This is a genomic window from [Clostridium] scindens, assembly GCF_019597925.1.
GTDB lineage: Bacteria > Bacillota > Clostridia > Lachnospirales > Lachnospiraceae > Clostridium_AP.
Genome location: NZ_CP080442.1, coordinates 2,851,454 through 2,865,752 on the forward strand (window position 1 = coordinate 2,851,454; position 14,299 = coordinate 2,865,752).

General features: G+C 47.4%; 10 protein-coding genes, 1 other RNA gene and 1 other annotated feature. All 11 genes read right to left on the reverse strand.

The features are described from left to right. Positions 1–21 precede the first annotated feature (21 nt). Complete coding sequence (locus tag K0036_RS13645; RefSeq protein WP_220429982.1) at positions 22–2,544, reverse strand: M13-type metalloendopeptidase; 2,523 nt, start codon at positions 2,542–2,544, stop codon at positions 22–24. 212 nt (positions 2,545–2,756) lie between these two features. Then, positions 2,757–3,782, reverse strand: a complete 1,026-nt coding sequence (queA, locus tag K0036_RS13650) for a tRNA preQ1(34) S-adenosylmethionine ribosyltransferase-isomerase QueA (RefSeq protein ID WP_220429983.1) — start codon at positions 3,780–3,782, stop codon at positions 2,757–2,759. 20 nt (positions 3,783–3,802) lie between these two features. Further along, positions 3,803–4,462, reverse strand: a complete 660-nt coding sequence (locus K0036_RS13655; protein ID WP_220429984.1) for an RDD family protein — start codon at positions 4,460–4,462, stop codon at positions 3,803–3,805. After that, positions 4,443–5,420 carry a signal peptide peptidase SppA gene (gene sppA, locus K0036_RS13660; RefSeq protein WP_025642826.1) on the reverse strand — a complete coding sequence of 326 codons (978 nt, stop codon included), beginning with the start codon at positions 5,418–5,420 and terminating at the stop codon, positions 4,443–4,445. Before sppA ends, K0036_RS13655 begins: the two co-directional genes overlap by 20 nt. 17 nt (positions 5,421–5,437) lie before the next feature. After that, complete coding sequence (gene pheT / locus K0036_RS13665; protein WP_220429985.1) at positions 5,438–7,858, reverse strand: phenylalanine--tRNA ligase subunit beta; 2,421 nt, start codon at positions 7,856–7,858, stop codon at positions 5,438–5,440. Between the two features lie 17 nt (positions 7,859–7,875). Then, a complete protein-coding gene (gene pheS, locus K0036_RS13670) occupies positions 7,876–8,895 on the reverse strand; it encodes a phenylalanine--tRNA ligase subunit alpha (protein ID WP_025642825.1) in 1,020 nt (339 codons plus the stop codon). A 94-nt stretch (positions 8,896–8,989) separates the two neighbouring features. Next, positions 8,990–9,217 (reverse strand) — a binding site (T-box leader). Between the two features lie 53 nt (positions 9,218–9,270). Continuing rightward, the gene (locus tag K0036_RS13675) at positions 9,271–10,116 is read right to left on the reverse strand and encodes a YihY/virulence factor BrkB family protein (RefSeq protein ID WP_025642824.1); all 846 of its coding nucleotides are present in this window, start codon (positions 10,114–10,116) and stop codon (positions 9,271–9,273) included. 88 nt (positions 10,117–10,204) lie between these two features. Next, positions 10,205–11,617, reverse strand: a complete 1,413-nt coding sequence (locus tag K0036_RS13680) for a SpoIID/LytB domain-containing protein (RefSeq protein ID WP_227035656.1) — start codon at positions 11,615–11,617, stop codon at positions 10,205–10,207. 197 nt (positions 11,618–11,814) lie between these two features. Then, positions 11,815–11,996: non-coding RNA, 6S RNA (gene ssrS, locus K0036_RS13685), on the reverse strand. Between the two features lie 70 nt (positions 11,997–12,066). After that, on the reverse strand, positions 12,067–13,764 hold the full coding sequence (locus K0036_RS13690; protein ID WP_173693905.1) for a phosphoenolpyruvate carboxykinase (ATP): 1,698 nt from the start codon (positions 13,762–13,764) through the stop codon (positions 12,067–12,069). 189 nt (positions 13,765–13,953) lie between these two features. Continuing rightward, the gene (locus tag K0036_RS13695; protein WP_025642822.1) at positions 13,954–14,298 is read right to left on the reverse strand and encodes a hypothetical protein; all 345 of its coding nucleotides are present in this window, start codon (positions 14,296–14,298) and stop codon (positions 13,954–13,956) included. Between the last annotated feature and the right edge of the window lies 1 nt (position 14,299).

Below are 14,299 nucleotides of genomic sequence, written 5' to 3' on the forward strand. Positions count from 1 at the left end.
CATTTTTCTGTATAGAAAAGCTTACCAGATAGTAATTCGTTCCGTCGGGGCTGCAAACATGCCGTCTCCCTCTTTAATGTTATAAGTATCGTAGAATTCCTGGAAGTTGGATAATACCCGGTTTACCCGTAGATTGCTGGAACTGTGTTCATCAATTTCCGCCAGGCTGCCGGCTCTTTCCCGGGTGGTGCATTTCAGCCACCCTCTGGCATAGGCCCGGAAAAATGCATCATAATCAGGATTTTCTGTTTTCCCAAGCGCCTCTAGAGCACAGGCCATTCCTCCTATGTCCGCGATATTTTCTCCCAATGTCTGCTCTCCATTCATAGCAATACCAGGGGCCGACTCCCAGCCATCATAGAATTCAGCCGCTTTTTTACACAGCGCCTCGAATCTTTCATAGTCCTTTGGCTCCCACCAGTCTTTCTGAAGGCCTTTTGCATCAAATTTTGCTCCCGTGTTATCAAACGCGTGGGTAATTTCGTGGGCAATCGTCGTGCCAATTCCGCCCAGATTCTCTTCCAGAGAAGCATTTACGTCAAATTGGGGCGCCTGAAGAATTCCTGCCGGGAAACACATCGTGTTGCTGTACTGGTCATAATAGGCGTTGACATCAGCTACGGGAATTTTCATATAGGCTTCCAGCCCGCCCTTGTTTTTTGCCTCAGCTTCCTTACGGTTTCTCTGGGCGCTGAGTTTGGAAACAGCCACCTGATTGTCAAAGAAACTGTCCGTTATCTTAAGGCTGTCCAAAGTGGTATCCCATTTGTCCGGATAGCCTATAAAGAATTTCATGCTTTCCAGTTTGTGGATTGCCGCTTTCTTTGTGTTCCCGCTCATCCATTCCAGTTTCTCAATCCGCTCTTTATAAATGCGGATAAATTGCTGTACCATGCCGTTTACATATTTTTTCGCTTCGGGAGAAAAATACCGCTTGGCATACAGGCGGTCAATATATGTTCCCAGAGCATTTTGAACCAGGGCATACGCCGTCTCTTCCTTCGTATTTTCACTGGGCGCCTGTCCCATCGTTTCCTGATTGTACTCGTCAAATGCATCCAGAAAATCCTGGCTCAAACTTGTATAGTTGGAAGTGATAAGGTTCAGCTTCAAGGCAGTCTGGATGCCAGGGAGATATTGCTCATCCTGCATAAGTTCGGCGAAACCTTCAAACATAGCCGGCGACATCAGGCAGAATTCTGTTGGGATATCATCTCCGCTTGCTTCAATTATCGCTTTCACATCAAACCCCGGATACAGTTTCTGCAGTTCATCCAGATTCACATAACGTACATCCGCGCCTGGATCAGTTTTTTCCTTCCCGCCTTCTTCGTACGCCTTCATTGCCTGCTTCAATTTTTCATAAGCCTTTATGTGGTCTTTTGCCTGTTCCTCGCTCTCTCCGCTTAAGACCAGGAGCCTTTGGTTGAGTTTCTCCTGACTCTCGTCTGTCTCTTCTTCTGGCTCTATCGCCGGCATCAACGTCGGAATGGTCTTCTGCGTATCCCGGGTATCGGTCATATACATCACTCCCAAGAAACTTCCGCTTGCGACTTCCTTCATGGATATAATCTGCGCGTCGCTTAGTTGCTCCATGCTCCGCGCATTTTCAATAGCCTCCAGATATTTCCTTATTGGTTCTGCGCCCAGGGCATTGCGTGTATTAAAGTCCAGGGCGCTTTCATAATATTCTTTGATTTTCTGTTCCATACTGCCAGGCGCATATCCATCCCCTTCCACAATTTCTTTGATAATAGTATTCACCTGTTTCTGAACCAGTATCCGCTGGTCATAGGTCCCTCCCGCATCCGTCTCTCCGCTGGGGATTTCCTTTGTATCTAAATCTTTCTTATTGACCGCCGCATAAAAATCATCCTTTAATTCCGTTCCATATAACGCGTAAATCCGCCGTACTAGCGTCTTAAGCTCTTTACCGGTAATTGTCCCGCTAGGGTCAGCGCTTTCCTGCGAAACTGCTTCCTTTTCTCCCGAAGGTTCTGACACGCTGTCTTTCACGCTGTCCGATTGGCTGACGGCATCGCTGTCCGTGCCGGAATCCCCTGTCTGCGCGTCCTCTGTCTTTCCATCCGTTCTGTTTTCCTTAGACCCAACTGTTTCTCCCAAGTCATTTTGAACAAGAATACCTGCTTCATTAAGTTTCTCGATATCCTCCATGGCCCACTGCGGGGCACCGGATAACTCCACACCGGAGGGAGCCAGGCGGGCATTGTTCCCTATGGGCTTTGGCAGTTCTCCAAAAGCCCTGCTTGTCATGATCAATACCTGAATACGCGTGGCATCGTCTTTTTCTGAAAGTCCAAGGAAATTATCCATCAGTTCCTTCTTCCCGGGCACCTCCTTGTTATATCCCGCGGCTGCATAGGAGAGGTAATCAGCCGCTTTTTCCATTGTCACTACTTCCTCATCGCTCAACGTAACCGCAGGCCCCTTCTTTGTTTCTCCTGGCTTTTGGGAACATGCCCCAAGTGCCATACTTAGTGACAGAACGCCTGCCAGCAGGCAGGAAATTACTCTTATCTTCATATGTCAAATCCACCTTTCTCTTACTTTTGCATGATCTTGTATTATAAAAAACAGTATAGCAGGCGTTCGGTTAAGGGAAGGTTAAGGGAAGCGAAGAAAAATAGGATCAATCAAGGAATACATTTACATGCACAAACGGCTGCCTCATCCAAAAGGCAGCCGTTGTCAGGTTCAAACTCCAATATTAACTTTTGATGCGATACCACCTGACATTATACTATCAGCATCGCATCCCCAAAACTAAAAAACCGGTACCGTTCCTTCACCGCCTCTTCATAGGCAGCCAGCACGTGCTCCCGGCCTGCCAGCGCGGATACCAGCATAATAAGGGTGGACTCGGGAAGATGGAAATTCGTAATCAGGCAGTCCAGGATCTTGAACTGGTAGCCCGGATATATGAATATCTCCGTCCATCCGCTGCAAGCCTTCAAGTGTCCGGTTTCATCTGCTGCGGATTCTATGGTCCGGCAGCTGGTGGTTCCCACGCAGATAACTCTTTTCCCGGAATCCTTGGCATAATTGATCTTCCTTGCGGCTTCCTTGTCTATCTGGAAGAACTCGGAATGCATGTGGTGCTCCGTAATCTCTTCTACCTTCACTGGACGGAACGTGCCAAGCCCTACATGCAGCGTGACTCTCGCAATTTCTATGCCTTTTTGCTCAATCTCGTCCAGCAGCTCCGGCGTAAAATGCAAGCCGGCCGTAGGAGCTGCAGCAGAGCCGGTATGGGTTGCATAGACCGTCTGATAGCGGTTCTTATCCTCCAGCTGATGGGTAATGTATGGCGGCAGCGGCATCTGCCCCAGCCTGTCCAGAATCTCTTCGAAGATTCCCTCATAGGTAAACTGGATCAGACGGTTCCCTTCGTCCACGATATCCACAACCTCGCCAATCAAAAGCCCTTCCCCGAAACTGATCTTCGTTCCGATCTTAGCCTTCTTTCCCGGCTTGACAAGAGTCTCCCATACATTATTTTCTTTCCGTTTCAATAATAGTATCTCTATCTTGCCCTCAGTCCCAACCTTGGAACCAATCAGCCTTGCCGGAATTACCTTCGTGTCATTGATCACCAGGCAGTCTCCCTCATGCAGATAGTCTGTAATCTCTTTGAATACATGATGGGAAACAGCCCCAGACTCCTTGTCAAGTACAAGAAGCCTGGAGCTGGAACGATCCTTTAGCGGATCCTGGGCGATCAATTCTTCGGGTAATTCATAGTAAAAATCTTGACGTTTCATAATATGAATCCCTTCTTTTCTTATTTATCCTCAGGCAGATTATTCTTGGTTTCCTCCTGCGCCGGCTTTGGCCCGGCTGTCGGCGGCATCTGCCCCGGTACTGGATTTCCCGGTGCTGGCGTTGGTTCGCCCATCGGAGGCATCTGCCCCGGTGCCGCCCCATATCCCTGAGGCCCCGGATATCCTTTTGGCATCTGGTATACCGGGAATACCTTGATCTTCTTAGCATAGATGACCCGGGTATCGCACAGCATATCATGGATGCCCCGCTTCTCCCCGTCAAATCCTACGATAATATAGCCGATTCCAATGGAAAGGCTGCAAAGGAACCTTCCCACAGTCTCCCGGTACACGACATCCAAAAGGCTCAGCCTCTGCCCCCAATCCGCGCTTACTACCCGCAGGTTCATGGCCCTTTTCCCAAGCGTGGTCCCGGTAAGGTAGGTGCACAGAATAAAGTACAGGACATGGAATACATACAGTATAATGTCTTTCAGCGTATAGTGGAACAGCACATTGCCACCAAAGGCCGTGCCTTCCACTACAGCAGTAATTCCGGATAGAAACAGCCTGACGACCAAAAGTCCTGCAAACACGATCACGCTATCGATACAATAAGCTGCCAGACGTACCCAGAAGCCTGCATAGGCTACATCAGGTCTATTGCAATTGTTCTGCATAATACATCGGCACCCCGCTTTCCATGTCTGCTGCGGTTTCTTTCAGTATCTGGGCTTCTGACTTCGGTATCAGGTCTTTTACCTGGGCGAATAAGGAGGCAAATGTGCCGGATGGGCTCTCCAGCTCGTAGTAATTATTGACTCCCAGTTCTTTGCTCATGGCTGCCTGCATATCTTCAAATGAACTGATCGTATCGATCAGCCCGTTGTCAATTGCCTGATCGGCGGTATAGGTACGGCCGTCTGCCAGTTCTCTCACTGCCTCTTCGGACATGCCCCGGCCTTCTGCGACAATGCTGACAAATTTATTATAGTACTCGTCTACCTGCGCCTGATAGATTGCCATCTGCTCGTCTGTCATCTGGGAACTGTCCTTATTCTTGCCGCTGGTGATGCTAAAGTATCGGATCCCCAGTTTCTCATAGAGCCCGGTCATGTCAAATCCGGACATAATCACGCCGATGGAGCCGGTAACGGTATTGGAATTTGCATAGATCTTGTCGCTTGCCATTGATACCATGTATCCTCCGGACGCTGCATAGTGTGCCATATAATCCCAGACTGGACGCCCTGTGGCCTCTTTGTAATCTTTTAACTTCAGATACAGTTCCTCGCTCTCATAGACGGTTCCACCCGGGGAATCCACATACAAAAGGATGCCCTTATTATTGGAGTCTTCCATTAAATCATCAATGTACTCCATTGTCGTCAGGTGCTGATATCCTTCCGGCGAATCAAATATGCCGGTCTGGGTCTGCTCCTGAATAGTTCCTTCTACTCTTACGATGGCAATATAATCGCTCAGCGGCGCATTGAATCTATAATCCCCGGTGAGTATATGCTCTACGCTGTCATTCAGCATTTTCTGGGAAAATGTATTCGTCAGCACGCTGGATACTCCTACGGCAATAAACAATACCGCTGCGATCACCAGGCCGATTATCTGTTTTTTCTTCATATTTTATCCCTCATCTTCTATTTGCGAAGCTCGATTCCCATGCCTTCCAGTTCTTTCAGGATTCTTTCCATTGCCTCAGCTACTTCCGCATCCTCCAGTGTCTTATCCTTAGCACGGAATACGATGGAGTATGCCACGGACTTATAGCCCTCCTTAATCTGCGCGCCTTCATAAAGGTCAAACAGCGCATAGCTCTCCAGGTAGGCTCCGCCCTTTTTCTCAATCACTTCTTCTACCTGGCCAACCAGGATCTCTTTCGGCATTACCATGCTGATGTCGCGGTTCACGGCCGGGAACTTGGCAATTCCGGTATATTTCCTGTCAAATGTGGCTCTCTTTACAACCTCAGGCATGTCGATCACTGCAATATATGCCTTGGTCCCGATTCCGTAAGTATCGGCTACATCTGGATGCACTTCTCCGAGATATCCCACAACGGTTCCGTCGTAAATGATATTAGCCTGACGCCCCGGATGCAGATATGGCTTGCCTGCCTGGGGATCATAGGTCTCTTTTCCATGCATTCCCACTTTATCAAAGAATTCCTCGATCACGCCCTTCATGCTGAAGAAGTCTCCATCTCCGTACATACCCAGCGTAAACTGCATTCTTTCTTCCGGAAGTTCTGTAAGCGGCAGCGCCTTTGGAAGGTATACATTTCCCAGTTCGTACAGTCTTACTCCTTTGTTTCTTCTATTATAATTGGTGGCCAGAGAAGTCAGCATTCCGTTCAGGGATGTGGTACGCATGATGCTGTAATCCTCTCCAAGAGGATTGATGATCTCTACGGTCTGTCGAAGCGGCGAATCCTCCGGTATCATCAGTTTATCGAACACTTTCGGACTCTCGAAAGAATAGGTCATGCCCTGGCTGAATCCGCAGAATTCCGCGATATCGCGGGCTACCTCTTCTACTCTGAGCTTAAAGGACAGTTTTCCTGTCGTAGCCTCCCCCCTTGGAAGGGTGGTAGGAATGTTGTCATATCCATAGAACCTGGCAACCTCTTCCGCCAGATCGGCGATACGATACAGGTCATGACGGAAGGTAGGCGCAATGACCTCGCTGCTCTCTTCATCATAAGAAAGGCCAATCTTTTCAAAATAGCCGATCATCTCTTCTTTAGAAATATCCGTTCCCAGAAGATTGTTAATCTCATTTGCATCAAATGGAACTCTTACTGGCTCTTTTTTCTTGCCGTAAACGTCCACCATTCCTCCGACCACTTCGCCGGCTCCCAGTTCTTCTACCAATTGGCAGGCACGGTCGATCGCCGCCTGGGCATTATTCGGATCCAGCCCCTTCTCGAACTTTCCGGAAGCATCTGTACGAAGTCCTACCTTTTTGCTGGACTTGCGGATATTGGTTCCGTCAAAGCAGGCAGCCTCGAAAAGCATTGTCTTAACATCGTCTGTGATCATGGAGTTCTCTCCGCCCATGATTCCTGCAATACCAATGGACTTCTTGCCATCGCAGATCATCAGCACGGTGTCATCCATCTCCCTTTCCTGTCCGTCCAGGGTCGTAAATTTCTCGCCTTTGGCTGCCGTGCGGACAATAATCTCGCGGTCAGCGATCGTATCCAGATCATAGGCATGCATCGGCTGTCCGTATTCTTCCATCACATAGTTGGTAATATCCACCAGATTGTTGATCGGACGGATACCTACGGAAGCAAGGCGTCTCTGCATCCATTTCGGGGATGGCCCGATCTTGATATTCTTAACGACTCTTGCACAGTATCTCGGGCACAGCTCGCTGTCCTTTACCGACACCTTGATATAGTCGTTCACATCCTCATTATTACCGGTTGCTGTAACTACCGGAGGGTGGAATTCCTTTCCGAACGTAGCGGCCGCTTCCCTTGCAATTCCGATGACGCTAAAGCAATCCACTCTGTTGGAGGTGACTTCATATTCAAATACTACGTCATTCAGCCCCAATGCTTCAATCGCGCTGCTTCCGACTTCTACATCGTCCTTGAAGATATAGATTCCCTCTTCCGGCGCTTCCGGGTACATATCCCGGTCAGAGCCCAGTTCTTCAATCGAGCACATCATGCCGCAGCTTTCTATGCCTCTTAACTTTCCTTTTTTGATCTTAATTCCGCCCGCCACGCGGCTTCCAGGCTCATGTCCGCCTGCCACGCGTCCTCCGTCCAGTACCACCGGCACTTTGTCGCCTTCATGCACGTTGTTGGCGCCTGTCACGATCTGTACGGACTCGCTTCCTATATTCACCTGGCAGATAATCAGCTTATCTGCATCCGGATGCTTTTCAATCTTGTCAATCTGGCCTACCACGATCTTAGAAAGATCCGCGTCCAGTTCTTCATATCCTTCTACCTTTGTTCCGGATAAGGTCATTGCATCCGTATATTCCTGAGCCGTCACATCCAGGTCCGGAACATACGCTTTTATCCATGATAATGATGTATTCATCTTACTTCTCCCTCCAATTAGAATTGCTTCAAGAATCTGATATCGTTTTCGTACAGTAATCGCATATCGTCAATCTCATATTTGAGAAGGGCAATACGCTCTAATCCTACGCCGAAAGCGAAGCCGGAATACTCTTCCGGATCAATGCCGCACATTTCCAATACATGCGGATGCACCATGCCGCATCCGAGAATCTCGATCCATCCAGAGCCTTTACAGAAGCGGCAGCCTTTTCCGCCGCATTTAAAACAGGTTACGTCCACTTCCGCGCTTGGCTCAGTGAATGGGAAATGATGCGGACGAAACTTGGTCTTGGTCTCAGGGCCGAATAATTCTTTTGCAAATACTTCCAACGTTCCCTTTAAGTCCGCAAAGGAAATATTCTTGTCAATGACCAGTCCTTCGATCTGGTGGAAGGACGGGGAGTGGGTCGCGTCCACTTCGTCAGAACGGAACACGCGTCCCGGGGCAATCATACGGATTGGAAGCTTGCCCTGCTCCATGACACGTGCCTGTACCGGCGATGTCTGGGTACGCAGCACGATATCTTTATTAATATAGAAGGTATCCTGCTCGTCCTTTGCAGGATGCCCGTCAGGAATATTCAGTTTTTCAAAGTTATACAGATCATACTCCACTTCCGGGCCTTCTACTACTTCATAGCCCATGCCAACGAAGATTCTCTCTACTTCTTCCAGCGCGATCGTATTTGGATGGCGGTGCCCCACCATATTCTTCTTCGCCGGAAGCGTCACGTCGATGACTTCCTGCTTCATCTTTTCTTCACGGATAGCCCGCTCCATCTTTTTCTTGCTCTCTTCCAAGACATTCTCGATAGACGCTCTTGTCTCATTCACAAGCTGGCCAACCTTAGGCCGCTCTTCCGGGGCAACATCCTTCATGCTTTTGAGGACTGCGGTAAGTTCTCCCTTCTTTCCAAGGAACTTCACGCGCACATCGTTCAGTTTTTCAGGCACATCTGCTGCTTCAATGGCCCTAAGAGCCTCATCCTTGATGCTTTGTAATTTCTCTTTCATCTTTTTTCTCCCTTTCTTATATATTCTCTAGAACAACTCTCAACCTATGGCGGTGGGAGCCTTATCTCATTTCAAGATAAAAAAACCTCATCCCAAAAGGGACGAGGCATAACCCGTGGTACCACCCTGCTTCCTGCGTGCTATCCTCACACAGGCACTCTACGCATGCGTAACGTGCACCTACGGCATTTCCTACTGATATTTCAAAAATGCAGCTCGCGCGGGAAATTCGATTGCCATCCGAACCAAAGGAAACTTTCAGCCGGGGGTCTCCTCTCTCTAATGGGAAATGGGTCTCTACTTACGCGGTCATTGCTTTTTATCTATGAATACTTAATTATTGTATCATAACAATTGGGGATGTCAAGAAATAAATTACAACTTTTCCCTGCCTTTCCCGGTAAACATCTTATCATACATCATCATATTCAGTTCCCCGCCAAGCAATATGCAGTACATGCAGAAATACATCCACAGCATGATGAGCACGATAGTGGTAAGACTTCCATACATATCGGAAAACCCTTTGAATATATCTACATATACAGAAAATATCCAGGATACGATCATCCATCCAATAGCCGCAAATACCGCCCCTGGCAGCTGCTTGCGCAGCTTGTCCTTCCTGTTTGGCAGGAATTTATAAATCAGAAGGCAGAAGATCATCAATACAATGGGGGTGATGATGGTACGCATCGCGATCAATCTATCCGCCAGATTCTTAAGAATAGGTACATGTGCCGCAATGAATATATTCAGCGTATTACCAAATACGGATAGTACCAGCAGAAATATGATTACAAGTATGAACATCACCGTATAGATGGTTGCCCTGATTCTCAAAAATATATAATTACGTGTCTCATTACATTTATACACGCAGTTCAGCCCGGAGGTCATCGCAAGAACGCCTTTTCCAGCGGACCACAATGCTACTACTACTGTAATCGGAATGATTCCGGAAGATTGGTTGTACACCTGGTTCACAATCGAAGTAATCATAGAATCCACGGAGGTAGGAAACACCTGGATCACGGCGGTCATGACATCCGCCTTGGTTACCGGGGTATACTGCACCATGGTAATCAGAAGCAGAATGATCGGAATCATGCACAGCATAAAGAAGTATGCGGACTGTGCCGCATACGCCCCTACGTGATCTTCCGTAACATCAGCAGTCATATTTAGGATCTTCTGATATATCTCTTTTAATCTTTTCATTGTACTCTCCCATATACTTGCCCTATATTCTACCTGATTTTTCATGGTTTGTCTATTGAAAGTAAATCAAGGCCTGTATTCCGGCTGCTTATTCTACGGTAATGCCCGGGAAGAAAAGGGTAAGTATATCTATGTAGGTCTTGCCTTTTTTGGCCATCTCATTGGCGCCATTCTGGCTCATGCCTATACCATGCCCATATCCGCCGCCTTTTATAACAAATGTATCCCCCTCTTTCCCTATAGTAAAGAATGCGCTGGGCAGAAGCGCGGAACTCGCCACGGTGTTTCCATCCTGCTTCTGAATCTCATAGCCGCTGCCTCCTAATGCCCTGCGGATCTTATTCTCTGTGTCCACCGTTACGCTCCCCTTATCTCCGGTGGCGCAGATCTGAAGCGCAACGCCTCCCGGCCCTGTCCTGGTCACCTCTACGTTTTGCAGCATGCCTACATCGGTTGCGGTATTAAGGCCTACCAGGTTGGAGAGAGTCTGTACTGGTATTCTGGCCTCCCACCGGTACCATGGCAGTTCTCTTTCATAGTCACCCTCTTCGTCCTTTACCTCAACGGTCTGAAGATACTGGTTCTGCTCATTCGCTTCCGTTCCCCAGGCCTCCAAGCTTGTCGTTTTTCCACAGGAAGTGGAATAATAGTAGGTGGTCACGATCTGACCGTTGAATCTTGCCACCTGCCCCTGCGTCTCACTCACAGCCTGGCTTGACGCCTCCTGAGCCTGGGAATTGCCATATACCTGGTAATCCGTGCTGTCGTTTACGTGCGCTTCGTATTCCGGGTATCCATACTCTGCCATCTGCTGATAGGCATAACTTCTTGCGCAGACTGCCTGCGCTTTCAGCGCTTCCAATTCATAGGATGCCGGCATCTCGCTGGGCACGACCTTGCACAGGTACGTTTCAACCGGAAGTTCATTGATGATGACAATACCTTCCGCCGTAGTCCGAAGTTCCAGCGTCCCGGCATAGGAAGGCACGCCATATCCTCTCTCAATGCTGTCCAGCGTAACTTCCCCTCCATCTTTTGCCTGTATGCGAAGATTGCCTTTGGCAAACCGCTCGTCATCCGGCGCAAATGCCGCCTTCTGGCCTGGCTCGATCTCCTGCTGCTCCTCACCGAAAGACAGAACCAGGCCTGCTGGAGACGACACTTCCACGCCCGGATGCACTATTCCTGCATGTCCGGTAGTCATAATAAGCACGCGAATGTTGGGATTCTCCGTCAATTGCGGTTCTTGTCCCTCTTCCGCATGCTGCCTGGATGTATCCGGCTGCTTTTTCACCTTTTCTTCTTCCCGCGAGGACAAGGAAGAGAGCAGGCCGCTGATAATCAGCAGGCTGGCCGCTATAGCCAGTCCATAGTATAAGCTTCTTCCCCTTGTCCATCTGCTTACGCTGCATAGCAGCCTGTTCCATCTATACTTATTCCTGCTGCTCTTATTCCAATTATACCGGTTCCGTCTATTTCGGCTCCACTTGTCTTGATTCAATCTATCCGTGCCCTCTTGTCCATGTCTTTTTCTAAATGTATGCTTAGCTGCTGTGGTTTATGCACCGTCTCTGCCTCCCGAATGTCCGCCATATTCTCTTGATAACCTTCCTGGCATCGAAAGAAAATGCCAGCGGCAATTTTTCCGATGCTAAGCAACAAAAAGACAGCCGCAAAACGACTGTCCTTTATCTTTTGTATTTCCCCAAAATGCCGGTTTCTGTATTTTGACTCCTAGCCACAGCTAGGTGGGTGTCCGCATCTGTTTTTCTGTCTTCCCCTGCGATATCGGAGGCCTGACATATTACAGAGATATAAGAGTCCCGTTTAAAGTTTTGTAGGTTCAAAATTACAGAAGTTGTCGTGCATTCCAGGTTTCTACTGGAATTATTATAACCCATTTACATGGATTTTACAAGTCTTTCTGATAAGCAGATTGTTCCAGTTCAATTAGTTTAATTCATCAACAACCTTCTGGATAGCTGCAAGCGCATCGTCAGGAAGTTTATCATAGCCTTCTTTTGCCGTCTCAAATGCCTTGATCTCGTTTACACGGTCATTCATGCGGGCCTTCAGCTGCGTAACATATTCAGGATCGTTCATGTCCGGAATGAATCCTTCCCAATCCAATATCTCGATATCTGAGAATGGACCCCACTTATGGAAATCTGCTTTTTTCTCTACGATTGCTTCGAGAATTCCAAGCGTATCCTTTGGCTGTACCTTTTTGCCCATGAAATCTCCTGTATTAACGATATAGCAGTCTACATTCTTCTCCTCTACGAGTTTTTTGAACTTTTCATAATCGTTTGCCAGAGGATAGGTTCTGAATGGGTTCGCATATGGCACAACGACCAGCTTGTTAGGATCTACGCCAGGAGCAAGTCTCTCTGCGGAGGATCTCTTCGTTGCAAGAGTAGCTCCCATTACGGATGCCAGAGAAGCGCCTTTGAGTTTTACTACCGGCGGGATCGTTGGATCTTTCATAATCCAGAAGATAGCGTTAACCGGAGCATCAATCTTATCAACGCGGTTTGGAGACCACAATTTGGACTTGATCGCACGTCCGTTGCCATTTCTAATATCTTCCGTTACCAGCTGGATCTTTCCATCCTCATCCAATGTAGCAGAGCAGTTCTGAGCGGTCAGAAGATATTTATTGTCCTCGCATCCTGTCGGATAGTCCGCTGTCTTATCAAAATAGGTAGGCTCGATCGCGATGGATGCGCATGTATCCGTATTGATAATGAACGCATCGTCGTGAAGCACCTTGATCTCATATTTACCACCATGCTTCGCATGTGTAAGCGTTGATTTTCCGGATCCTGACAATCCATATACAGATGCAACATAACTGCTTCCGTCCGGAAGTAAGTATTCTTTCTGTCCGCCATGGCAGGACGCATATCCATTACGGTTTGCAATTGCCCAAACCATGGTAAGGGTTCCTTTCTTATGCTCTCCGAAGTATCTCATGCCAAGGATGCATGCGCAGTTAGTCTCTGTGTTAAAATAGCACAGAGTCTTCTTTGCAGGATCGCTTAAGCAATCGAAGCTGACGCCAGGCGCTTCCTTTGGTATCCACTGAGGATCAGAGAAGATATAGATGTCTGGCTCTTTGCCATCGCCAACCGCCTTTGACTCCTTATACATCTTTACATATTCATCAGACATATACTGGAAGTTCAGCATCCAGTTATACATGATGTTCTCTTCGCCTTCTGGAATCAGGAGGTGCGCTTTTACCATGAATTCCGGATCCAGTCCTGCATATACGGTTGCATGATACATCTTCTTAAAGCGGGATGTATAGATTGCATCCATAGCAACTTTATCCAGCGCGTCACAGTCTACTCCCGGCTCGCCAGCGATACGGCGGGCGGTAGCGTAACGGCCTGTAATTGCTCCATCATTGAATAAAAGAACCTTTGCATCAGCATCAAGGCCAAATTCTTCTCCTCTATATACAGGCATGTCTGTAACTACGGTTCCTGGTGAATTCTTTGCCAGATTATATGCCTCTTTTAATGTGTTAACCGGTACAACATTATTTCCATAAAATGCTGCTTCGATAATAGATCTTGTCTTTGAGAATCCCGGCTTGCCTTTTCCTATTTCTTCAATTGGATAATACGCTTTTGTTGCCATATCTTCTTTTCCTCCTTAAAATTCGAAATTTGATTCATTATCTCATTTTTTCGCGCAAAAGTCAATACTTTAACAATGTTTTAACGAAAGTTTATATTTTTTAGAATTCATTTACTAAATATTTGCGCTGTATAATTGTATAAAAAATTGCAAAAATGCAAGATTGTGTAAACAATCCTGCATTTTTCATCAAATGCCAAAATATTTTTTATTACACTTTCGTATTGCGGCGGCAAATCCGAAGAGGGCCAGGATTACGACTGTGATCATTACTATAAAGACCTTTGGAATCCTTTCTACATATATGTTATACAAATCTACCGCTCCATAAACCGTAACTATGATTCCCAAAAGGAGCAGCGGCAGCGAGGCTTCCCTGCTATATCCTTCAAGATCCTTGCATTTTCCTGCATCCACGCCTTTCGGCAGAAGGATCGTCCGGTTGATAATCTTTTTATATTTCAGCATGAAAAATCCATACAGACAATAAATTCCACAGGCAAGCCCAATGAATCCAAATATTCCTTCAAACATC

Coding starts and splice junctions, on each gene's coding strand:
- pheT (WP_220429985.1), bottom strand. CDS start 7,858: ATGAATACATCATTATCATGGATAAAAGCGTATGTTCCGGACCTGGAT.
- K0036_RS13675 (WP_025642824.1), bottom strand. CDS start 10,116: ATGAAAAGATTAAAAGAGATATATCAGAAGATCCTAAATATGACTGCT.
- K0036_RS13645 (WP_220429982.1), bottom strand. CDS start 2,544: ATGAAGATAAGAGTAATTTCCTGCCTGCTGGCAGGCGTTCTGTCACTA.
- K0036_RS13655 (WP_220429984.1), bottom strand. CDS start 4,462: ATGCAGAACAATTGCAATAGACCTGATGTAGCCTATGCAGGCTTCTGG.
- K0036_RS13695 (WP_025642822.1), bottom strand. CDS start 14,298: ATGTTTGAAGGAATATTTGGATTCATTGGGCTTGCCTGTGGAATTTAT.
- K0036_RS13690 (WP_173693905.1), bottom strand. CDS start 13,764: ATGGCAACAAAAGCGTATTATCCAATTGAAGAAATAGGAAAAGGCAAG.
- pheS (WP_025642825.1), bottom strand. CDS start 8,895: ATGAAAGAGAAATTACAAAGCATCAAGGATGAGGCTCTTAGGGCCATT.
- queA (WP_220429983.1), bottom strand. CDS start 3,782: ATGAAACGTCAAGATTTTTACTATGAATTACCCGAAGAATTGATCGCC.
- sppA (WP_025642826.1), bottom strand. CDS start 5,420: ATGAAGAAAAAACAGATAATCGGCCTGGTGATCGCAGCGGTATTGTTT.